General features: G+C 64.0%; 24 protein-coding genes. 7 read left to right on the top strand and 17 right to left on the bottom strand.

The window, feature by feature from the left end; genetic code table 11:
- Positions 1–101: 101 nt before the first annotated feature.
- From ACOCG7_RS18800 to ACOCG7_RS18770, 7 genes are all read right to left on the bottom strand, one after another.
- Positions 102–446, bottom strand: a complete 345-nt coding sequence (locus ACOCG7_RS18800) for a hypothetical protein (protein WP_073427641.1) — start codon at positions 444–446, stop codon at positions 102–104.
- 183 nt (positions 447–629) lie between these two features.
- Complete coding sequence (locus ACOCG7_RS18795; RefSeq protein ID WP_073427640.1) at positions 630–827, bottom strand: ribbon-helix-helix protein, CopG family; 198 nt, start codon at positions 825–827, stop codon at positions 630–632.
- Between the two features lie 177 nt (positions 828–1,004).
- Entirely contained in the window at positions 1,005–1,232 is a 228-nt protein-coding gene (locus tag ACOCG7_RS18790) for a hypothetical protein (RefSeq protein WP_073427639.1), read from the bottom strand.
- 82 nt (positions 1,233–1,314) lie between these two features.
- Positions 1,315–2,082, bottom strand: coding sequence for a fused MFS/spermidine synthase (locus ACOCG7_RS18785; protein ID WP_090518702.1), 768 nt, complete (start codon positions 2,080–2,082; stop codon positions 1,315–1,317).
- Between the two features lie 66 nt (positions 2,083–2,148).
- Positions 2,149–2,412 carry an HPr family phosphocarrier protein gene (locus tag ACOCG7_RS18780; RefSeq protein WP_073427637.1) on the bottom strand — a complete coding sequence of 88 codons (264 nt, stop codon included), beginning with the start codon at positions 2,410–2,412 and terminating at the stop codon, positions 2,149–2,151.
- Between the two features lie 73 nt (positions 2,413–2,485).
- Positions 2,486–2,932 (bottom strand): hypothetical protein, encoded by a 447-nt coding sequence (locus ACOCG7_RS18775; protein ID WP_073427711.1) that lies wholly within the window; start codon positions 2,930–2,932, stop codon positions 2,486–2,488.
- 216 nt (positions 2,933–3,148) lie between these two features.
- The gene (locus ACOCG7_RS18770) at positions 3,149–3,910 is read right to left on the bottom strand and encodes a YoaK family protein (RefSeq protein WP_083083399.1); all 762 of its coding nucleotides are present in this window, start codon (positions 3,908–3,910) and stop codon (positions 3,149–3,151) included.
- A gap of 418 nt (positions 3,911–4,328) precedes the next feature.
- On the opposite strand from ACOCG7_RS18770, the gene hyfB reads away from it, so the two are divergent.
- From hyfB to ACOCG7_RS18735, 7 genes are read left to right on the top strand one after another with little or no spacing between them, the layout of a single operon-like run.
- On the top strand, positions 4,329–6,350 hold the full coding sequence (gene hyfB / locus ACOCG7_RS18765) for a hydrogenase 4 subunit B (RefSeq protein WP_244744312.1): 2,022 nt from the start codon (positions 4,329–4,331) through the stop codon (positions 6,348–6,350).
- Complete coding sequence (locus tag ACOCG7_RS18760; RefSeq protein WP_073427634.1) at positions 6,347–7,297, top strand: respiratory chain complex I subunit 1 family protein; 951 nt, start codon at positions 6,347–6,349, stop codon at positions 7,295–7,297. Before hyfB ends, ACOCG7_RS18760 begins: the two co-directional genes overlap by 4 nt.
- Positions 7,297–7,956, top strand: a complete 660-nt coding sequence (locus ACOCG7_RS18755) for a formate hydrogenlyase (RefSeq protein ID WP_083083396.1) — start codon at positions 7,297–7,299, stop codon at positions 7,954–7,956. The genes ACOCG7_RS18760 and ACOCG7_RS18755 overlap by 1 nt, the downstream gene beginning before the upstream one ends.
- On the top strand, positions 7,949–9,409 hold the full coding sequence (locus ACOCG7_RS18750; protein WP_244744313.1) for a hydrogenase 4 subunit F: 1,461 nt from the start codon (positions 7,949–7,951) through the stop codon (positions 9,407–9,409). The genes ACOCG7_RS18755 and ACOCG7_RS18750 overlap by 8 nt, the downstream gene beginning before the upstream one ends.
- Positions 9,410–9,413: 4 nt before the next feature.
- Positions 9,414–10,976, top strand: a complete 1,563-nt coding sequence (locus tag ACOCG7_RS18745) for an NADH-quinone oxidoreductase subunit C (RefSeq protein ID WP_421379417.1) — start codon at positions 9,414–9,416, stop codon at positions 10,974–10,976.
- Positions 10,976–11,503 carry an NADH-quinone oxidoreductase subunit B family protein gene (locus ACOCG7_RS18740; protein WP_244744315.1) on the top strand — a complete coding sequence of 176 codons (528 nt, stop codon included), beginning with the start codon at positions 10,976–10,978 and terminating at the stop codon, positions 11,501–11,503. The genes ACOCG7_RS18745 and ACOCG7_RS18740 overlap by 1 nt, the downstream gene beginning before the upstream one ends.
- Before the next feature lie 55 nt (positions 11,504–11,558).
- Positions 11,559–11,891, top strand: coding sequence for a hypothetical protein (locus ACOCG7_RS18735; protein WP_073427629.1), 333 nt, complete (start codon positions 11,559–11,561; stop codon positions 11,889–11,891).
- A 72-nt stretch (positions 11,892–11,963) separates the two neighbouring features.
- Here the strand turns inward: ACOCG7_RS18735 and ACOCG7_RS18730 are convergent, their stop codons facing one another.
- From ACOCG7_RS18730 to ACOCG7_RS18685, 10 genes are all read right to left on the bottom strand, one after another.
- Entirely contained in the window at positions 11,964–12,461 is a 498-nt protein-coding gene (locus tag ACOCG7_RS18730) for a TPM domain-containing protein (protein ID WP_244744316.1), read from the bottom strand.
- Position 12,462: 1 nt separating this feature from the next.
- A complete protein-coding gene (locus tag ACOCG7_RS18725; RefSeq protein WP_244219984.1) occupies positions 12,463–13,323 on the bottom strand; it encodes a TPM domain-containing protein in 861 nt (286 codons plus the stop codon).
- Positions 13,320–13,949 carry a LemA family protein gene (locus ACOCG7_RS18720; protein ID WP_073427627.1) on the bottom strand — a complete coding sequence of 210 codons (630 nt, stop codon included), beginning with the start codon at positions 13,947–13,949 and terminating at the stop codon, positions 13,320–13,322. Before ACOCG7_RS18720 ends, ACOCG7_RS18725 begins: the two co-directional genes overlap by 4 nt.
- Positions 13,950–14,154: 205 nt before the next feature.
- Positions 14,155–14,502, bottom strand: coding sequence for a DUF4148 domain-containing protein (locus tag ACOCG7_RS18715; RefSeq protein ID WP_073427626.1), 348 nt, complete (start codon positions 14,500–14,502; stop codon positions 14,155–14,157).
- Positions 14,503–14,837: 335 nt separating this feature from the next.
- Complete coding sequence (locus ACOCG7_RS18710; RefSeq protein ID WP_073427625.1) at positions 14,838–15,779, bottom strand: copper resistance D family protein; 942 nt, start codon at positions 15,777–15,779, stop codon at positions 14,838–14,840.
- Positions 15,779–16,153 carry a copper homeostasis periplasmic binding protein CopC gene (gene copC / locus ACOCG7_RS18705; protein WP_083084234.1) on the bottom strand — a complete coding sequence of 125 codons (375 nt, stop codon included), beginning with the start codon at positions 16,151–16,153 and terminating at the stop codon, positions 15,779–15,781. The genes ACOCG7_RS18710 and copC overlap by 1 nt, the downstream gene beginning before the upstream one ends.
- A 63-nt stretch (positions 16,154–16,216) precedes the next feature.
- Positions 16,217–16,567: a copper-binding protein gene (locus ACOCG7_RS18700; RefSeq protein WP_073427624.1), complete on the bottom strand. Its 351-nt coding sequence runs from the start codon at positions 16,565–16,567 to the stop codon at positions 16,217–16,219.
- Between the two features lie 64 nt (positions 16,568–16,631).
- Entirely contained in the window at positions 16,632–17,927 is a 1,296-nt protein-coding gene (locus tag ACOCG7_RS18695; RefSeq protein ID WP_083083390.1) for a copper oxidase, read from the bottom strand.
- Position 17,928: 1 nt separating this feature from the next.
- Positions 17,929–19,380 (bottom strand): TolC family protein, encoded by a 1,452-nt coding sequence (locus ACOCG7_RS18690; protein WP_244744317.1) that lies wholly within the window; start codon positions 19,378–19,380, stop codon positions 17,929–17,931.
- Complete coding sequence (locus ACOCG7_RS18685; protein WP_244744319.1) at positions 19,377–19,727, bottom strand: hypothetical protein; 351 nt, start codon at positions 19,725–19,727, stop codon at positions 19,377–19,379. The genes ACOCG7_RS18690 and ACOCG7_RS18685 overlap by 4 nt, the downstream gene beginning before the upstream one ends.
- Positions 19,728–19,792: the final 65 nt, after the last annotated feature.

The following is a 19,792-nucleotide window of genomic DNA, read 5'->3' as shown; positions in this document are numbered from 1 at the left end:
CATGGCCGAAGGTATTGCTCGCGCAAAAAAAACCGCCCGGCGCGAGATTCGCTCCGGGCGGTTTTCTGATTCCGCGGCGACATCGACCGCGGTCTGAACGCTTAATGCCAGCCGCGCCGATTGTCGTAGTGGTTGCGGCCATAATCGTAACGGCCCGGAGGATGATGGCGATACCAGTCGTTCCGTGCCCAGTAGCGGCGGCCGTCCCAGTAGCGGTCGCCATGCCAGCCGATCACGACCGCCGGAGCGCCGTAATACACTGGCGCCGGCTGATACACGACGGGCGGCGGCGGCGGCGGCGGTGCGTAGACGGGCGCCGGCGCGACATAAACCGGAGCGGGAATGCCGATATTGACGCCGATGTTGACCCTACCAGCCATTGCCGCACCCGATGCGCCCAATGCGAAAACCCCGATCAGAAGCGGAACAAGACGAACGGACTTCATCGATCACCCTTTTGACGAATGTGTTGTTGGGCGAAATATAGCGCAAGGCGGCAGTCCGCGTATTTCAAGTTTGTAATAACTGATGCACGAGATCGCGGTGCCGCCTGCTGGGTTACGTCTGGTTACAAGCGGGGGAATTTCGATGAAGAACAGGGCGCATATTACGCAATGAGACCTTCCGGTTCATTCGCTCTTTCGCCGTGGGCGAGCGCCGATGACACTCTTCGTCTTGTAGGTCACGCCATGCTGTTCGAGGTATTCGCGAATCAATTGCCGCACCACTTGCGAGGGCGTGAGGTCCTGCGCGGCACACAATTTCTCGAACGCTTCCTTCTTCACCGGGTCGATCAGAATCGTGAGTCGAGCGCTTTTCGTTTCCATGATGAGAGCGGCGTCCAGTTCAGATATGTTAATTTGATTATAATACACGGCGCGATGCGAGTCACCACCATCGAAGCCTCATCAACGCCACACGCGCCGCCGGCTTCTCAGGCCACTCGCTCATACGCCGTCATCATGCGGCCGTGAAGCACTTCGAGAAAAACAAACTGCGCGCTGCTAGCGCACGGCCCTGGCGCGCAGGTAGTTCTGGCCGGCCTCGGTAATCGACACAGCGCCCCGCCCGTTCGCCGGCACCGACACATATCCCGCGTTACGCAATTCCTGTGCAACCGACCAGTTCAGCGCCGGCGCGTCGCGGCCATATCGCTGCCGCGCAAGCCGCTCGAGCGCCCAACTGGCGGCATGAGTCAGGGTACTGCTTTGATTATCGCTTTCTGCTGTCATCTGCTTTCCTTGAGAATGCGCCCGTTCGATAAGGCGGGCATTGAAGCGGGGCCGATCGTTGAAGCCTCGCGGACGAACACGCTCAACGCGGCTGCCCGTATCGATTCCAGTCAAATCTTTTGCCGTATTCGATGCGCGTGGCCGTGGCATGCAGATTGACCGCATGTCGCGGCTCGAGTACGCGTGCCCGTTCGAGCATCGCGGCAAGAGATGGAACCTGCCCGGCTCCTTTCCATGCAAACACGGTGACGTTATGTTGGCTGCCCTCCGACGGCGCGAGAGCCACCGCGTTCGCGAAGACTTCCCTCAGAGCGCGCAGATAGCGCTGGAAGTCCGGCTCGTCCGTCACGAGATTCGCCACCATCATGCCGTCATCGCTCAAACGGCGACGGCAGGCCTCGTAGAACGTCGTACTGCCCAGTTCGGCGGGCAACCCGTCGGCGTTGAAAGCGTCGACCAGCAGAACGTCCGGCCGGTGATCCGTTCCGGTGACGAACCGCGCGCCATCCGCACATACCACGCGAAACCGTTCGTCATCGGGCGGCAGATGAAACTGGTCGCGCAGCGCGATCACCTCCGGATTGATTTCGACGGCAGTGATGGCCGTCTCCGGCAAATGACGGTAGCAATATTTCGCCAGCGATCCGCCACCCAGACCGATCATCGAAATGCGGCGCGGGGCCGGCCGCAACAGGAGAAAACCCATCATGGTGCGCGTGTAGCCGAGCGCGAGCGCATAGGGGTCATGCCGAAACATCGTGCTCTGCACGCCGCGCGCATCGAAGTACAGTGAAACGATCCGATCGTTCTGTATGACCAGCGGCTTGCTGGCCTTTCTCTTTCTGTTCATGGCTGTGGCCGGAATTCGCCGCGGCGGCATTCGGCGGGGATGCGTGCGCTCTTTCGCATTGGCCGCTCAGCAGGATTGCTGCGACTGCACGATGGCCGACAGCGTCTCGAGCGCGACGATCTCATCGGGCCCCGTCGCCAGAATGCGCACATGCGCGCCCCGTTTGACCCGCAGCGACATGACCGACATGACGTCCTTGGCATTGACGGACCGGCCGTTCGCCATGCAGACGATATCGCAGGCGAATCGTGCGGCATTGACGGCAAGCCGCGCCGACTGGTGCGCGTTCAAACCCCAGCGCCCATCCACCTGAACCGATGCTTCGACCACTCCGCCCCCCTCGTATGTGATTCCAACCCGCGTCGTGTCGTGCCGCCAGGGCGCGCTCCCCGCGCGCCCTGGCTCAATGCATCGACCCTGCCGCCGCCTGCGCGAAGAACGCCTGCAGTAGCGCGTCCCACGTTTCGTCCCGCAGCGCGAACTCGGCCGCGCCGAGCCGCTTCATTTCGCGATCCAGATAGATCGCGCGAAGCGATTTTGGACGCGGCGGGCCGACAAAAAACTTGCCGTCGTCGTCCAGAAACAGACACGGTCTTTGCCGGTAGCGGGCGCCGAACAGCGAGGTCGTGTCCTGCACGTGACGGGCCGACTCCTTCTGATAAACGAAGATCACATTGATCCCGCATTGCTCGAGACGGTCGCAGATATTGGAGAAGCGGTACAGCATCTGGAATCCACGTTCGCCGGCCTTGCCCACGCCGACGACGATCAGCCCGCGCTGCCCCATGACGTCCCGCAGATAGAGATGCGTGTAGTCGTGCGACAGCAGCGGAACACCTGCATTAATCACGTTCACCCCCATGCCGTACGCAGGCATTTTCCTCGTCTCACCTGAACCCGAAACGGGACCGACAAGGCTCTCGCCCGAGAGTCGCATTATTGTTACCATACCAGGATAAGTCAATGATAACGACATTATCATAGAACAGTGGCTTGTCCGCCGGTGCCGGCTGGCGGTTCCGAGGGCGTTTGCGCACGAAAAGCGCCGCTTCCCCCGGCGCCCCGCCTATCGGTCGAGGCGATAAACGCGCTCGCGCAGGTCGTCGATGAAAGGAACGATGGCGAGCACGATCAGCATGCCCGCGAGCGGCACGGTGGAGGCGTATCCAATGTGCTTGAAGCCCATCGCCCCGGTCACGCCGCCGGCAAAGAACATCGCAAGCATCGTCAGATGCACCTTCAGCCTGGCGCGATTGGCGAGCACGACCGGCTCCGCCGGCCCTGCCTTCGACGAATTCCAGTAGAACAGCTTGCCGAGCTCGATACCGATATCCGTCACGATGCCCGTCATGTGAGTGGTGCGGATTTCCGCGCCGGAGAGCTTGGTGATCATCGCGTTCTGCAGCCCCATGATGAAGCACAGCAGCACGACGGCCGCGGGCACGAACAGGGTTTCCCATACGGCCAGATGGCTGCCGAGCAGCCCGAAGCACAACAGCAGAACGGCTTCGATCAGCAAGGGCGACGCGTACTGGCTGTTCAGCCGCCTGCGCCGCCCCCAATTGACGAGCACGGACGACGAGGCGGCGCCCAGCAGGAACGAGAGCAGCGATCCGACACCCGCCAGCGCCAGCGACAGGTCGCCCAGCGCGGCCTGGTCGGCGATCGCGGATATCACGCCGCTCATATGCGACGTGTACTGCTTCACCGCGAGAAAACCACCGGCATTGGTCGCGCCAGCCACGAACGCGAGCGAGAAGCCGAGCTGCCTGTTGGCCTCGGCGCTGCGGTCCTTTCCCGTCAGAGCGCGGAAATAGTGTGCTGGCATTGGGTATCGATTCGAAGATTCGCCCGTCCGAACCGCGCGTTGGGCGTGAGAGGGACCGGCGCGGCAAGCTGGAGCTTCTGACATTCCACGCGCGCGGCAAGGTCGCATTGCCAATGCGCGGAACCGACGCGGCGCACTCGCGGCGCACTTTATGCGCGCACCGACGGGTCATCGCGCGTGGAACTGGAACGATAAAACTGCTAGGATGATAACGCAATTATCATCAACTGCTAACCTGATGTCCTCCAGCGAAACAGCGCCACTGACGGTGAACAGCGCGCCGCATCACGAGCCGCTTGCCATGCCGCCATGTCAACGAAATGGAAGATCGTCACCGGCTGGAGGCGGTTTCGGGATACTCTTCATCAGACACGCTGCCCGCTGAACAGAACCTTTGACGGTATTGGAGACAACGTCGATGGAACACGCGCAGTTCACCCCGCTGGTCATCCACTACGTGCTGCTCGTGATCGCGGGCTGGCTCGTCATCGGGGTCGCGGGGCTGGCGAGCCTGCGCCGCACCCGCGTGGTGGCGCACGGGCTGTTTCCAGCCGGCGCGGTGTTCGGGCTGCTGCTATGCGGGCTCGGCCTCGCGGGCGCCTTTGCCGGTCCCCGGCAGATCGTCCTGCCGCTCGGGCTGCCGGACCTGCCCTTCCATCTTCGGCTCGACGGCCTGTCCGCCTATTTCCTGTGCGTGCTCGGCGTGGTGAGCACGGGCGTGAGCGCCTTCTCCGCCGGCTACTTCCGCAAGGGCGAGGGCACGCCGCCGGGCCTGCTGTGCTTCGAATATCACGTGTGCCTCGCCAGCATGGCGCTCCTCCTGCTCGCCGACGACGCCTATTGCTTCATGGTGGCATGGGAAACCATGACGGTATCGGCCACCTTCCTCGTCATGACCAATCACCGCTTCGCCGACATCCGCCGGGCGGCCTGGCTCTACTTCCTGATCTCGCACGTCGGCGCGCTCGCGCTGCTGCTGTGCTTCGGCCTGTTGCAAGCCAATACCGGCGACTACACGTTCGCCAACATGCGCGCGCAGCATCTGGACGTGTTCTGGGCGTCGGTCGCGTTTGTGCTGGCGCTGTTCGGCTTCGGCACGAAGGCGGGCATTGTCCCGCTGCACGTCTGGCTGCCCGAGGCGCATCCGGCGGCGCCCTCGCCGGTCTCGGCGCTGCTCAGCGGGTTCGTCCTCAAGGCGGGGCTGTACGGCGTGCTGCGCACGGTGTTCGATCTGCTGCACGTGCAGATTGCCTGGTGGGGCGTGCTCATGCTGATACTCGGGCTCTTCTCCGCGCTCTTCGGCGTCGTGTTCAGCGCGATTCAGACGGACATGAAGCGCCTGCTGGCGTACTCGTCGATCGACAACATCGGGTTGATGTTCGTCAGCATGGGGCTCGCGATCCTGTTTCGCGCGTACGGAATGACGGCGCTCGCGGCCTTGTCGTTGACGGCCCTGCTCTATCAGATCGCGAGCCACGCCGCCTTCAAGAGTCTGCTGTTTCTCGGCACCGGTTCCGTGCTTCATGCCACGGGCGAGCGCAACCTCGGGCGTCTCGGCGGCCTGATCCGTTTCATGCCCTGGACCGCATGGGCCGCGCTCGTCGGCGCGCTTTCCAGCGCGGGGCTGCCGCCGTTGAGCGGCTTCGTCTCCGAATGGCTGTTGCTGCAAAGCTTCCTGTTCACGCCGGGTTTGCCGGACCCGTTCCTGAACATGGTGGTGCCGCTCGTCGCCGCGCTGATCGCGCTCGTGGCCGCGCTCGCGGGCTACACCATGGTCAAGTTCTTCGGCATCGTCTTTCTCGGCCAGCCGCGCGAGGCGAAGCTGAGCGAGGCCCGAGACGCCACGCCGTGGGAGCGGGTCGGCTTCGCATGGCTGGCCGCGATATGCGTGCTGCTCGGACTGCTGCCGGTGCAATTCGTGGCCGTTCTGGACCGCGTCACGCGGATGCTGGTGGACGCCGGCATCGGGCCGGCCGTCGCACGCAATGGCTGGCTGCTGCTCGCGCCCACTAGCGTGGACCGGGCCAGCTACATGCCGGCGGTGTTCCTGCTGTTCTTCCTTGCCTGTTGCGCGCTCGCGTGGCTGCTGGTGCGGCGTCTCTACCATGGGCGCCTGCGGCGGGCCGCGCCCTGGGCCTGCGGCTATCCGTTCGGGACCGCGCGCATGCAGGACACGGCGGAAGGCTTCGGGCAGCCGATCCGGGAAATCTTCGCGCCGCTCTTCAGGATCGAACGGCGGCTGCCTTCGCCATTCGACAGCCAGCCGATATACAGCGTGAGCGTGACCGATCGCGCGTGGGCGCTGATTTACGAGCCGCTCGAACGGCTGATCAAGCGCATCGCGGCGCTGGCCGGCTTGCTTCAGACGGGCCGCATCGCCGTCTATCTGATGCACAGCTTTCTCGTGCTGATCGTCCTGCTGATGCTGGTGAGACGATGATCACGCTCTCCGGATTGCTCTCCCAGGGCCTCGAAATCCTGCTCGCGCTCGCGGCAGCGCCGCTGTTGACCGGGTGGATCAACATCTGCCGCGCGCGCTTGCAGAACCGCCGTGCGCCGAGCATCTGGCAGCCTTACCGGATGCTTCACAAGCTGTTCAACAAGGAGTCGGTCGTCGCCGAACATGCGAGCCCGATTTTCCGCGGCGCGCCGTATGTCGTCTGGGCCTGCATGACGCTCGCCTGCGCGATCGTGCCGACGCTTTCCACCGATCTGCCGCTCTCGCCCGCCGCGGATGCGATCGCCCTGGTGGGCCTGTTCGCGCTGGCGCGCGTCGCGATCTCGCTCGCGGCGATGGACATCGGCACCGCGTTCGGCACGCTCGGCGCGCGCCGCGAAATGCTGGTCGGCTTTCTGGCCGAGCCGGCCCTGCTGATGGTGCTGTTCTCGGCGTCGCTGATCACGCAGTCGACCTTGCTGACCCGCATCGTCGCCACGCTCAGCCATCGCGAACTGGCGATCTATCCGAGCCTCGCGTTCGCGGGCATCGCGTTCACGATGGTGTCGCTCGCGGAAAACGCGCGCCTGCCGGTCGACAATCCGACCACCCACCTCGAACTCACGATGATCCACGAGGCGCTGATCCTCGAATATTCCGGCCGGCATCTCGCGCTGATGGAGTGGGCCGCGAGCCTCAAGCTGTTCGCGTACTCGTGCATCGGCCTCGCGTTGTTCGTTCCCTGGGGCATCGCGGAAGCCGGCAGTCCGCTGGCGCTGCTGCTCGCGATACCGACGCTGTTCGTCAAGCTGTCGATAGGCGGCGCGGCACTCGCGATCGTGGAGACGACCAACGCCAAGATGCGCATTTTCCGCGTGCCGGAGTTTCTCGCCACGGCGTTCCTGCTGGCCGTCATCGGCATGCTGGTTCACTTTCTGCTGGGGGCGTGATGCACGGATTCGCCACGCAGATCATCAATTTCCTGGCCGCGATCCTGCTGCTGCTGTCGTTCGCGATGCTCAGCCAACGCCGCATCCTGTCGCTGATTCACCTCTACACGCTGCAGGGCGTGACGCTCGTGTCGGCGAACGTGATCCTCGGATACGTGACCGCCGACGTGCATCTCTACATCTCCGCGGCGCTCACGCTCGTGCTCAAGGTCGGCCTGATCCCCTGGATACTCTATCGGCTCGTGCAGCGCCTGAACGTCAGGACGGACGTGGAGTCGCTCCTCAACATTCCCGCCACGCTGCTGATCGGCATCGTGCTCGTGATCGTCGCGTTCAACGTCGCCTCGCCGGTCAGCCAGCTCGCCTCGTCGGTGGCGCGCGGCACGCTCGGCATCGCGCTCGCCTGCGTGCTGCTATCGTTCATGATGATGATCACGCGGGCGAAGGCGATTCCTCAGGTGATCGGCTTTCTATCGATGGAGAACGGCCTGTTCTTTGCCGCCGCCGCGGCGACCAACGGCATGCCGATGATCGTCGAACTCGGCATCGGGCTCGACGTGCTGGTGGGCATCCTGATCCTCGGCGTGTTCATGTTCCAGATTCGCGAGCAGTTCGACAGCCTGGACATTCACCACCTCGAAAAACTAAAAGATGACTGAAGCCTGGATCCTGCTGCTGGTTTTCGCCATCCCGCTTCTGGCGGGCGTCTGTCTTGCGCTCGTGGGCCAGCATCATGTCGCGGCGGAACTCAACGTCGGCTTCAGTTTCCTCACGTTCGCGGCCGCCGCGCTGCTCGCCGCGAAAACCGTGGCGCACGGGCCGGCGTTCGCGCTGGGCAAGCTGTTCTTCGTCGATCCGCTCAACGTGTTCCTCGTCGCACTGACGGCCTTCGTCGGCTGGACCACGTCGATCTTTTCACGGCCGTACATGCGCATCGAGCGCGACCGCGGCAAGATGACGGCCCCGCGCATGCGTCTTTACCACAGCATGTATCAGCTGTTCATCTTCGCGATGCTGCTCGCGCTGCTCACCAACAACATGGGCATTCTGTGGGTCGCGATGGAAGCGGCCACGCTCGCGACGGTCCTGCTGGTGAGCGTCTATCGCACCGCGGCAAGCCTCGAGGCCGCGTGGAAGTACTTCATTCTGTGCGGCGTCGGCATCGCGCAGGCGCTGTTCGGCACGATCCTGCTCTACCTCGCCGCGAGCCGGCAACTGGGCGGCGGCGACGCGCTGCTCTGGACCAGTCTGAACGCGGTCAAGAGCAGTCTCGACCCGACCATCATTTCGCTCGCGTTCGTGTTCCTGCTGATCGGCTACGGCACCAAGGTCGGCCTCGTGCCCATGCACAACTGGCTGCCCGACGCGCACGCCGAAGGACCCACGCCGATTTCGGCCGTGCTGTCGGGGCTGCTGCTCAACGTCGCGCTGTATGCGGTGCTGCGCTGCAAGGTGCTGGCCGATGGCGCATTGCAGAACGGCCTGCCGGGACATCTGCTGGTCGGCTTCGGGTTGGTCTCGGTGCTGATCGCCGCTTTTTCGCTGTTCCGGCAGAAAGACGTCAAGCGGCTCTTTTCGTATTCGTCGATCGAGCACATGGGCTTGATGGCGTTCGCATTCGGGCTCGGCGGTCCTATCGCAACGTTCGCGGGCCTGCTGCACATGACGGTGCATTCGCTCGTGAAGTCCGCGATCTTCTTTACCGTCGGACACGCGGCGCAAAAGGCCGGCACCCAGGCGATCGACGACATCCGCGGCTTGTTGCGCGTGAGCCCGACTGTCGGCTGGGGCATGATGCTCGGCACGCTCGCGATTCTCGGCATGCCGCCGTTCGGCGTGTTCGCGAGCGAGTTCCTGATTCTCACCACGGCGATGCGCACGCTGCCGTGGGCCACGCCCTTCCTGCTGCTCGGACTGGCCGTGGCGTTCGCGGCCATCTTCGTGCGCGTGCAGGGCATGGTGTTCGGCGACACCACGGCCAAGGTGCTTGAACATCCGCCGGCGCTGCTGCCGGTGTTCGTCCATCTCGGCATGAGCTTGATGCTGGGACTCTACATTCCGCCTTATCTTGCGACGTGGTATCGGCAGGCGGCGGCCATGATCGCGGGGTGAAGACATGCGCATCGAGGCATTCGGTCTTGCCAATCTCGTCCGCCTGGCCGGGTTCGCGGGCACGTCGTCGGCGTTTCTCGCGCGCGTCGACGCCGACACGTGGACCCGCACCGCCACGACGGCGCGCGCAACGGGCGGCCGTCTGATTTCGTTGTGGGGCGCCGAGGAAGCGGCGGGCTCGTTCGCGATCTCCGCGGCCTATGCAGTGGAAGACGGCCTCCTGTGGGTTCAACTGCCGCTTCCATTGCCGCCCGGCATCGAGGGCGGCTACCCGGACCTTTCGCCGATCTTTCCGTGCGCGGTGCGCATGCAACGCGCCGTGCACGATCTGCTGGGACTGCGTGCGATAAACGCCGGGGACGCGAGGCCGTGGCTCAATCACGGCAACTGGCCCGCCGATTATCATCCGCTGCGGAAGCTGCATTCCGGGACGGAACGGTTCGAGTCGCGTGAAGCGGACTATCCGTTCGTGGCGGTCGCGGGCGACGGCGTGCATGAGATCGCCGTGGGTCCGATCCACGCGGGTGTGATCGAGCCGGGGCACTTCCGTTTTTCGGTGGTCGGCGAGAAAGTGCTGCGACTGGAGGAGCGCCTGGGTTACGCGCACCGAGGCATCGAACGTTTATTCCAGCAAACGCCTCTGTTGCTCGGGCATCGTCTCGCGGGCCGGATCGCCGGCGACTCGACCGTCGCGTTCTCATGGGCGTATTGCATGGCGGTGGAACGGGCGCTCGGCGTGCTGATTCCGCCGCGCGCGCAATGGCTGCGTGCGCTGCTGCTCGAACGCGAGCGCATCGCCAATCATCTGGGCGATCTCGGCGCGCTCGGCAACGACGCCGGATTCGCATACGGCCTCGCGCAGTTCTCCCGTTTGAAGGAAGACTGGCTGCGGCTGAACCACCGCGTCTTCGGGCACCGCTATCTGATGGACCAGATCGTCCCCGGCGGCATCGCGGCGCAAATCGATGCACGCGCCGTCGCGGCGCTGCAAACGCAGTGCGATCAGATCGACGCGCAGGTCCGCGTGATGCAGCGTATCTACGACGATCAATCGGGACTGCAGGATCGCTTCGCGGGCGCGGGAATCCTTGCCGCGAAAGTGGCGGAGCACTTCAGCGTCTGCGGACTCGCCGCGCGTGCCAGCGGTCGGAAGGTCGACGTGCGGGCCGATCATCCCTATGCGCCCTATCATGAAGTTCAGGTGCGCGTGATCGGCGACGAACGGGGTGACGTGGCCGCCCGCGTCATGGTCCGCTTCGGCGAGATCCATGAGTCGATCCGGCTCATCCATGCGCTGCTCGCCGATCTGCCGGACGGAGAGATTGCAGCGACATGTGAACCCAAGGCCGCGCCGGCGCGTGGCGTGGGCTGGATAGAAGGCTGGCGCGGCGACGTGTTCGTCGCACTCGAAACCGCCGGCGACGGCACCATCGCGCGCTGCCATTGCCATGACCCGTCGTGGCAGAACTGGCCCGCGCTGGAGCATGCGATCATCGGCAACATCGTTCCCGATTTCCCGTTGATCAACAAGTCGTTCAATCTGAACTACGCGGGGCACGACCTGTAATGTGGCAACTCATCAAACAGATGGCGAGAACCGACACGCCAACGCTGCGCGTGCCCGAAGGCGACGACGCGTGGCGCACGGAAAGCCGGCGGCTTCAGCAGGACATCCTCGACGTGCTCGGTCGGGCGCTGTGCATCCGCGAGATCGATGCGGGTTCCTGCAACGGGTGCGAGCTCGAAATCCACGCGCTCAACAACCCTTATTACAACATCGAGGGCCTGGGCATTCGCTTCGTCGCAAGCCCGCGTCATGCGGACATGCTGCTCGTCACCGGTCCGCTCACGCTCAACATGAAGGAAGCGGTATGGCAGGCCTACGAGGCGACGCCTCATCCGAAACTGGTCGTTGCCGTCGGCGAATGCGCGTGCACGGGCGGCATGTTCAAGGACAGCTACGCGGTGTGCGGGCCGCTCTCGAAGCTTCTTCCCGTCGACGTGACGATCCCCGGCTGTCCGCCGCCGCCCATCGACATTCTGAGGGGTATCCTCACCACGCTTCGTGCCCAACGCGCGCCTGTTCCGCCGTGATCGAGGCGCACGTCGGACATCGTCATTTCCCAGTAGCTTCGCAACACATCACCGCATGACACCTATCAAATTCATCCTGCGTTACACCGTAGTGCCGTTGATGGCGATCATCGCCGTCGTGAGCTGGGCCTTGTTTCATTCATCCGCCGAAATCGACGCGCGTCAGTACGCGGCGCTCTCGGCGGCCTACGCGAGCTTCCCTGTGCCACTCAGGCATGACGTCGCCGATGCAATGAAATCCGGGAAGCTGCACAAATGGGATTATTCGTCGCTGGTGCGCGAATCGCTCGACGACGGCGTGGTGCTCGACTGGCCGCAACAGCAGACGGCCGACGTGGCGCAGGAACGAGCGAGGCTCGCTGCGCTGGTGCGCGCCGACCGGTTCTGATTTTCTGATTCGTGCTGCCCGCGTCGGCGGCCGATCGCTACCGCGCGAGGGACAGCGGCAGCGGCAGCGCGATCACAATATCGCGGGCGTGTCCGGCAATTCGTTTATGAAGTCGCGCTGCGCGGGAAAGTGCTGCTTCAGAAGCTGCGCGATCGCCTGAATCCCGCCGATCGCTCCCTCGCGGTAGGCTCCCTGGCGGAAAGCCTCTTCCATCGTGTGGCAAACCGCCTGCCATTGCACTTCACCGACCTTCGCATGCACGCCGCGATCGGCGACGATCTCGACGTCGCGGTCGGCAAGCAGCACGTAAATCAACACGCCGTTGTTGTGCTCGGTATCCCAGACGCGCAATTGCGAGAACACTTCCACGGCACGGTCCCGCGCCGATTGCCCGTTGAAGAGCGCGAGGCTCGGCAGCGCGCCTTCGATGGCGAAGCAGACCTCGCCGGCGTGTTGCGCATCGCATGCCTTGATCGCCTCTTCGATCGCGGCCAGCGTGTCGCGAGAAAACGCCGCGTTGACCTTCGCATGGGTGGTCAAGAGATGCTTGAGGGTTCGCTGGATGTTCATCTCACCACCTGCCCGACGCGCCACCGCCGCCAAAACCGCCGCCGCCGCCGCCGAATCCGCCGCCGCGGCCGCCGCGCCCCGACCCGCCGCCACGACGCCCGAGACCGTATGCGCCGACGTAGCTTCCGATCCCGCCGCTGGTGAGCGTCAACACGAAGGCGATCACGCCGGCTGCGATTGTCGCGAGAAGGCCGGCCGCCAACAGCCAGGCGATCACCGCCACGCCGACGCCCGCGACCGCGGCGCCGGGCAAGCGTCCGAACATGGCGCGCAGCACGCCGCCGAACACGATCGCCACCATGAAGATAACCGGCGCATAGCGCCAGATGTTGGGCGGCTCACCCGCGTTGCGGGATTGCGGGGGCGGCAACGACTCGCCGTCGGCCACCCGGATCATCTGATCGACTCCCGCGTTGATGCCGCCATAGAAGTCGCCCTGGCGGAATCGCGGCACGATGATTTCATTGATGATCCGATTGCTGACCGCGTCGTTGAGCGCGCCTTCGAGTCCATAACCGACCTCGATGCGCAGCGCGCGGTCATTCTTCGCGACGATCAGCAACGCGCCGTCGTCCACCTTCTTGCGCCCGAGCTTCCATTGCTCGACCACGCGCATCGAATATTGCTCGATGGTCTCCGGTTCGGTGGTGGGCACGATCAGCACCGCAATCTGCGTGCCCTTTCTACTTTCGAAGGCCTGCAATGTCTGTTCGAGCGCGCCTGCCTGCTCGCGGGTGAGCGTGCCGGTCTGGTCGGTGACGCGTGCCGTCAAGGGCGGCACCGCGACCTCGGCCATCGCCCCCGAGGCGCCCCACAGCGCGACGCCGATCAGCAACGCCATGAGGGCTTTGAGCGCATTCAATTGGCGGCTCCCGACGCTGGCTGGGCCTTACCCGGCGCGGCGCTGAAGTCGACCCGCGGCGGCCTGGCGATTTCCTGCTCGTTGGCGACCGAAAAGTTCGGCTTCTCCTGATAGCCGAACGCCTTCGCCGTGAGGTTGGAGGGAAACGACCGAATGGTGACGTTATAGGCCTGGACCGCCTGGATGTACCGGTTGCGGGCGACGGTGATGCGGTTCTCCGTGCCCTCCAGTTGCGCTTGCAGATCGCGGAAATTCGCGTCCGATTTCAATTGCGGATAGTTCTCCGAGACAACCAGTAGCCGCGAGAGCGATGAAGTGAGTTGCCCCTGGGCGGCCTGGAACTTCGCGAATTCCTCGGGATTGTTGAGCACCTCGGCGGTGGCCTGAACCGAGCCGACGCGAGCCCGTGCTTCAGTCACCTGGATGAGCACGTCCCGTTCCTGGGCAGCGTAGCCCTTGACCGTGTTCACCAGATTCGGCACCAGGTCCGCACGCCGTTGATACTGATTGACGACTTCCGACCAGCTCGCCTTGATCTGTTCATCCTGAACTTGCAGCGTGTTGTAGCCGCAACCCGCGAGGCTTAGCGCAAGCAGCGCAGCCAGGACCCGCCATACCTTGCGCATTCTGTTTCTCCAGTGTTCTGTCGGCATTTCGATGATAGACCAAACAGTGGGGCATGCGGTTTGGATATGCCGTGCGTTGGCCGATGCTTGCACCCTCCATGCTGCGATCGCCCCTGCCTGCGCAATTTGACCTGGCTCAACGAATTGTCAGTGCCGCGCCGCCGGGATCATCCCGTTGCGCGGCGACTGTATCGCACGAATGGCCTTACGGCTGAGTGGCCCACTTCTGAGGCGCCGCTTCCAGTCGCGCCAGATTGCGCGCAATCGTTGCTTCGCTCGGCGGATAGTCGGCGCCACCGGACGGGATCAACCCCGCGCGCCGCGCTTGAATCAGTTCCTGCAAGACTTCATCCCGGGTCTTTCCTCGCGGCGCCTGGGCAACCGGAGTGATCGCGGTCGTCACATTCGATGACGACGGGCTCGCGCTGCTCGCCGGCGGCAACGCGGTCGAAACCGAGGCTTTGGGGTAGTCGTGGTCGGCATCAGCGAACGCGGACGTGGCGAGCGTTGCGGCAATCAGCGCGGCAACGATAGAGATGGATTTGGACGACATGGTTACTTTTCTCCTGAACGACGCGGAACCGGTAAGAGTTGATTCCGAACAGGTTCCATTCTGGAGTGCGGCGTCTGAACGACCGGTGACGGCGAAATGACTATTTGGTCATCCGAACAACAAGGCGTTCGCCGCGCCAACGTCAGTCGATGTCGATCGGCCGATAGCACCGAGCCCGTCGTGCGCGGCGCAAAAAAAAGGACCCGAGATCATGCCCTCGGGTCCCGTAAAAGATGGCCGTACCTCGGGCCGATCAAGGAATACATGCGGCCTTCATCGACCCGGCGGCGATGACCATCTGCGTGGACGTGAAACAAAAAACGCGTTGAAACGAACTACGACGCGCCGGGCAGCGGACTCGAAACCAGCACCGCAGCCACGACCAGCACACCGGCCAACACCACCGACTCGACATGCAGCACCGCGGCGAAGCGTTTCAAAGGCTTCACCGGCAAGGCGGACGAGACATTCTTCAGCGACGCGAGCAGTGTCGGCATCTCGAAGAAACGATTGTGCCCGCCGAGGGCGGCCGCCACGAACACCAGCGCGAGTTTCAGCATGAGCATCTGCCCATAGCCGGACTCGAGCAGTCCCTCCGGCGACCGGACGCCGCGCCAGCCGTTATAGGCGCCCGTGATAAACAGAACAACCAGCGCAAGCGTCGCGGCATCCGACAGGGACTGGATATACGCGGCGCTATTCACGCGCTCGCTGCCCGGCGCGTTAAAGAAACGTGGCGCGACGATATACGTGGTCACCAGCACGAGCCCGACCCACGCACTGATCGCAAGCAGGTGGATCCAGTCCGCCCATACCGGCAGACTGAAGGCGCCGGCATCCACAGGATGTCCGCCGTTGCTGCGGGCCAGCGCGACGCCCGCCAGCGCCAGCCAGATTGCCGGCACGAAGCGGATCGACTTGCCGGTCTGCATAAACGAAAGAACCACCACGCATGACATGAGCACGGCCCCGGCGAACCATGCGTGACCGAACCCGGTCTCGACGAGCATCGAGCGCACCGCGGGCCAGGCTTCGACAAGCGTGGACTCGCTCATCAACGCGCAATGAATCCAGAAGGCAAACGTACTGGACAGCAGTGTGCTGACAGACGCGATACGCAATGCGCCGACGAGCCGCCGGCTCACGCCCACCTGCCACGTGGACGTGCTGCGCGCGAGCCATCGGTCGCTGAGCATCACGCCGACGACAACCGCAAAGCCGAGGTTTTGCAACGCAACGAACGCGAGCCGCAGGACGCCGAGGAGACCGTCGTTCATCACTTCACCTGAAACGCGTACGTGCCCTTGGTCTTGTGGGCGTCTTGCGTCATGACCGCCCACTGCACGGAGTAAGTGCCGGACGCGAGCTTCGGCAGCGCAACGGTCAGCATCCGCGGATTCGCCGCGTCGACCTTGGCCTTCTCCTTGCTCACGGTCGCGCCCTTCGCGTCCGACACCTTCACCGTGCTGAAGGTGGCCTCCAGGTCTTCGTTGAAGGTGAGCCGCAGCGCGTCGGGCGCCGCATCGACGGTGCTGCCGGACGCGGGCACGGCGCTCTCCAGCTTGCCGTGCGCGAACGCCGCCATCGGCACGAACGCGACGGCGGTCGCCGTGGCCAGTCCGAGTAGTTGTTTGCGAGTGAATATGTTCATGTTCTTGTGCATCCTGATGATCGAAAAAGGCGTAGCCCCTGTGACGGGGCACCCTGCGAATCCTTACTTCTTTTGCAGCTTCGCCACCGTCAGCGCGCCGTCGACTTCCTCAGCCACGAAGTCGATTTTGTCGCCGGGCTTGACCTGCGAAATCATGGCGGGATCCTTGACCTTGAACACCATCGTCATCGCGTCCATGCCCAGATTGTCCAGCGGGCCATGTTTGATGGTCAGCTTGCCGGCCGACGTGTCGACCTTCTTGACCTCTCCGTGCGACATCCCCGCTTTCGCGTCGCCGCCCTGCTTCGCGGCGCTGCCGCCCATGTCCATGTTGCCCATGTCGCCGGCCGCATAGGCCGATGCGGAAACGGCCAGTGCGCAGCCAAGCGCAATCGATGCCAATACGTTCTTCATCACTCTTTCTCCTGCGTTGAAATGAAAAGTTGAGCCGGACCGCCCGGTCCGGCGACACAAAAAATCAGCTGTCCGGCAACTCGCCGGTGTATTCGTAAGCAACCGTTCCCTTCGGGTGCCGATACCAGCCGGGGTCGCGATAATCCTTGCGCCCCAGTCCCTCGCGAACCTTCACGACCGTGAACATGCCGCCCATTTCCAGCGGACCGAACGGACCGGTGCCGGTCATCATCGGCAGCGTGTTGTCGGGGAGCGGCATTTCCATCTCGCCCATCGCGCCGCCCGTGCTGCCCATTGCCATGTAGTCCGGCACGAGCTTGTTGATGCGTTTGGCGAGATCCTTTTGCGGCACGCCGATCAGGTTCGGCACCTGATGGCCCATCGCATTCATCGTGTGATGCGACTTGTGGCAGTGAAACGCCCAGTCGCCGGGACGGTTGGCCGTGAATTCGATGGCGCGCATCTGGCCGACCGCGACGTCGGCCGTGACCTCCGGCCAGCGCGCGGCAGGCGGAATCCAGCCGCCGTCCGTGCCCGCGACCTCGAAGTGATAGCCGTGCAGGTGGATCGGGTGATTGGTCATCGTCAGATTGCCGAAGCGGATGCGCACGCGGTCTCCCGCACGCACCGGCAACGGGTCGATGCCCGGAAAGACCCGCGAATTCCAGGTCCACATGTTGAAGTCGGTCATCTCGTTCACGCGCGGCGTGAAGCTGCCCGGATCGATGTCGTACGCGGACATGATGAACACGAAGTCGCGGTCCACCTGCATGACGCCAGGGTCTTTCGGATGGACGATGAAGGTGCCCATCATCCCCATCGCCATCTGCACCATCTCGTCGGCATGCGGGTGGTACATGAAGGTGCCGTGCTTCTCCAGCTGGAACTCGTAGACGAAGGTCTTGCCCGGCGGAATATGCGGCTGCGTGAGGCCGCCGACGCCATCCATGCCCGAGGGCAGCAGCATCCCGTGCCAGTGAACCGTGGTGTGCTCCGGCAGCTTGTTGGTCACGAAGATGCGGACCTTGTCGCCTTCCACCGCCTCGATGGTGGGGCCCGGCGCCTGGCCGTTGTAGCCCCAGAGGTTCGCCTTCATGCCCGGCGCCAATTCGCGCACCACCGGCTCAGCGATCAGATGGAACTCCTTCCAGCCGTTCTTCATGCGCCACGGCAACGACCAGCCGTTCAGCGTGGCCACCGGCGTGTACGGACGGCCATTCGGCGGCGCGAGCGGCGGCTGCGTGGTGGCTTTACTCATGATGGGCGCTTCGGGCAACGAGGCCGCGCCGGCCTTGCTGACGAGCGCCGCGCCCAACAGCGCGGCCCCCGAGCCGCCAAGAAAATTTCGACGTGACAGCATGTCATTTACCTTCGGAATGTGTGGACGACGCGGGTTGCGCCGCCGGCGCCGCTGGCGCGGGTTGTTCTGATTGCGCCGAAGCCACCGCGAGCGGCGGCAAACGGCCGCCGACCGCCTGCTGCAAGTCGGTTTCCGCGAGCCAGTAGTCCTTCAGCGCATCGATATAGCTGTTCACCGCGCCGACCTGGTCACGCGAATCGGCGAGCAGTTCGAACACGCTCGCGAGCATGCCGTTGTAGCGAAGCATCAGTTCATCGGAAATGGTTTTGCGGATCGGCACGACCTCGTCGCGATAGTGCTTGGCCACGTCGTAATCGGTCACGTAGGCCGAATACGATTCGCGGACCTCCGAGCGTGCGTTGATCGCGGTCTCGGCGACGCGATTGGCCGACTGCATGTAAATCGCCTCGGCCCGCGCCACCTTGGAGCTGCCCCAGTCGAAAAGAGGAATCTCGACGCTGATCTCGTAGCCTTGCTCGCGGCCGTCGGAAGTCGTGAAGTTGTTCTGATACCCGACGTCCAGCGCATTGATGAAGCGCGTCGCCTTGCTCAAGCCCAGCGAGGACGCGACGCTCTGCGTTTGCAGCTTCGCCGCCTGGATGTCCAGCCGGTTTTGCATTGCAAAGCTTTCCAGGTCGTTCAACTCGGGGCGCGCTTTCGGCAGATCGGGCAGGCGCTCGGGCAGCGCGTACTGCGTGCCGGGACCCCACAGACCCATCGTGCGCGTGAGCTTTTCGCGCGCGGACACCGACTGCTGCCGCGTTTTCGCCAGTTGCGCGACGGCGTCCGCATAGAAGGCCTGCTCGCGAGCGTAGTCGAGCCTGCTGAAGTTGCCCGCCTGTTGCATCCGCAACGCCAGTTCGGCGCCGGCCTCCGCCGAATCCTTCACTTGCGCGGCATAGGCGGCGGCCTGCTCGGCGGCCACCGCGCCGATGTAGGCTCGTCGTGCGTCGGCGGCCACCTTGAGCATCGCGTCCGCGGCGAGCAGCTTCGTCTGTTCGAAGCGGCGGCTCTCGATCTTCGTCGCGAGCGGCAGCGTCAGGACACCCAGCACGCCGAGCGTGAACGTGCGGCTGATGCTCAGTTCGTTGCCGCCGTGCGTGCGGCTGAAGCTGAAACCGGGATTCGGCAGGCGTCCGGCCTGCACGAGATCGGCCTCCGAAATGCCGAGCTCCGCGTAGGAGGCTTGCAAGCCGCGGTTGTTCAGCAACGCGATCTGGACCGCGTCGTCCATGCTCAAGGGCTTGGCCAGCAGTTCCTGGGTTCGCTTCGCGACGGCGTCCCGGTCCTCGTCGGTTTTCACCAGCACCGCGTCTTTCGCAAGACGTTCGGAGGCGGTCGTCGATACGGTATTGAAGCCGCCGTCTTTCGAAAATGTCGTGCAGCCGGCAAGCAAGGTCAGCGCAACGGCGAGCGCCGCGATGCGGCCGCCCGAAAAAAGTGGCGAGCTCATTTGGCCGGTCCCTCGTGGGTGCTGTGTTCGTGTTGGCTGGGTGGTTTGTGTTCTTTGTGTTCGCCGTCGTTGCCGCGTTCGTTGGATCTGGCCCCGGCGCCGGCGGCCGGCTTGGCGCCGTGGTTCATCCCTTTCATCGCCGATGAATTCATCACCGCGCGATTGAGTTCCTGCCAGCTGGGCGCAGGTTCGTCCCGGTAGGCCCGATAGTCCGCAAAGACGGACGGCGTGCTGAGCGCGGGCACCGACGCGAAGGCGTCGGACGGGTCAGGATGTGGGGTGTCGGCTTGCACGAGCGCCGGCAACAATGCCGCCGCGCCGAGCAGCGCCGCGATAAACATTCGCATGATTTTTTCTCGTCGTCAGTCATCTGGATGGCCGAAGCACGGCCTTCAGGACGAAATTGCGCATC

It is taken from the genome of Paraburkholderia sp. DD10 (assembly GCF_049177125.1).
GTDB classification, from domain to species: domain Bacteria; phylum Pseudomonadota; class Gammaproteobacteria; order Burkholderiales; family Burkholderiaceae; genus Paraburkholderia; species Paraburkholderia terricola.
The sequence above is the reverse complement of the archived record's forward strand: the minus strand, read 5'-3'. Positions and strand labels throughout refer to the sequence as shown.

Excerpts from the sequence above, each read along its gene's own strand:
- ACOCG7_RS18750 (WP_244744313.1), top strand. The coding sequence starts at position 7,949 with ATGACTGAAGCCTGGATCCTGCTGCTGGTTTTCGCCATCCCGCTTCTG.
- ACOCG7_RS18720 (WP_073427627.1), bottom strand. The coding sequence starts at position 13,949 with ATGCGCAAGGTATGGCGGGTCCTGGCTGCGCTGCTTGCGCTAAGCCTC.
- ACOCG7_RS18730 (WP_244744316.1), bottom strand. The coding sequence starts at position 12,461 with ATGAACATCCAGCGAACCCTCAAGCATCTCTTGACCACCCATGCGAAG.
- ACOCG7_RS18735 (WP_073427629.1), top strand. The coding sequence starts at position 11,559 with ATGACACCTATCAAATTCATCCTGCGTTACACCGTAGTGCCGTTGATG.
- ACOCG7_RS18715 (WP_073427626.1), bottom strand. The coding sequence starts at position 14,502 with ATGTCGTCCAAATCCATCTCTATCGTTGCCGCGCTGATTGCCGCAACG.
- hyfB (WP_244744312.1), top strand. The coding sequence starts at position 4,329 with ATGGAACACGCGCAGTTCACCCCGCTGGTCATCCACTACGTGCTGCTC.
- ACOCG7_RS18710 (WP_073427625.1), bottom strand. The coding sequence starts at position 15,779 with ATGAACGACGGTCTCCTCGGCGTCCTGCGGCTCGCGTTCGTTGCGTTG.
- copC (WP_083084234.1), bottom strand. The coding sequence starts at position 16,153 with ATGAACATATTCACTCGCAAACAACTACTCGGACTGGCCACGGCGACC.
- ACOCG7_RS18785 (WP_090518702.1), bottom strand. The coding sequence starts at position 2,082 with ATGAACAGAAAGAGAAAGGCCAGCAAGCCGCTGGTCATACAGAACGAT.
- ACOCG7_RS18755 (WP_083083396.1), top strand. The coding sequence starts at position 7,297 with ATGCACGGATTCGCCACGCAGATCATCAATTTCCTGGCCGCGATCCTG.
- ACOCG7_RS18745 (WP_421379417.1), top strand. The coding sequence starts at position 9,414 with ATGCGCATCGAGGCATTCGGTCTTGCCAATCTCGTCCGCCTGGCCGGG.
- ACOCG7_RS18700 (WP_073427624.1), bottom strand. The coding sequence starts at position 16,567 with ATGAAGAACGTATTGGCATCGATTGCGCTTGGCTGCGCACTGGCCGTT.
- ACOCG7_RS18760 (WP_073427634.1), top strand. The coding sequence starts at position 6,347 with ATGATCACGCTCTCCGGATTGCTCTCCCAGGGCCTCGAAATCCTGCTC.
- ACOCG7_RS18770 (WP_083083399.1), bottom strand. The coding sequence starts at position 3,910 with ATGCCAGCACACTATTTCCGCGCTCTGACGGGAAAGGACCGCAGCGCC.
- ACOCG7_RS18795 (WP_073427640.1), bottom strand. The coding sequence starts at position 827 with ATGGAAACGAAAAGCGCTCGACTCACGATTCTGATCGACCCGGTGAAG.
- ACOCG7_RS18695 (WP_083083390.1), bottom strand. The coding sequence starts at position 17,927 with ATGCTGTCACGTCGAAATTTTCTTGGCGGCTCGGGGGCCGCGCTGTTG.
- ACOCG7_RS18740 (WP_244744315.1), top strand. The coding sequence starts at position 10,976 with ATGTGGCAACTCATCAAACAGATGGCGAGAACCGACACGCCAACGCTG.
- ACOCG7_RS18685 (WP_244744319.1), bottom strand. The coding sequence starts at position 19,727 with ATGCGAATGTTTATCGCGGCGCTGCTCGGCGCGGCGGCATTGTTGCCG.
- ACOCG7_RS18800 (WP_073427641.1), bottom strand. The coding sequence starts at position 446 with ATGAAGTCCGTTCGTCTTGTTCCGCTTCTGATCGGGGTTTTCGCATTG.
- ACOCG7_RS18790 (WP_073427639.1), bottom strand. The coding sequence starts at position 1,232 with ATGACAGCAGAAAGCGATAATCAAAGCAGTACCCTGACTCATGCCGCC.
- ACOCG7_RS18690 (WP_244744317.1), bottom strand. The coding sequence starts at position 19,380 with ATGAGCTCGCCACTTTTTTCGGGCGGCCGCATCGCGGCGCTCGCCGTT.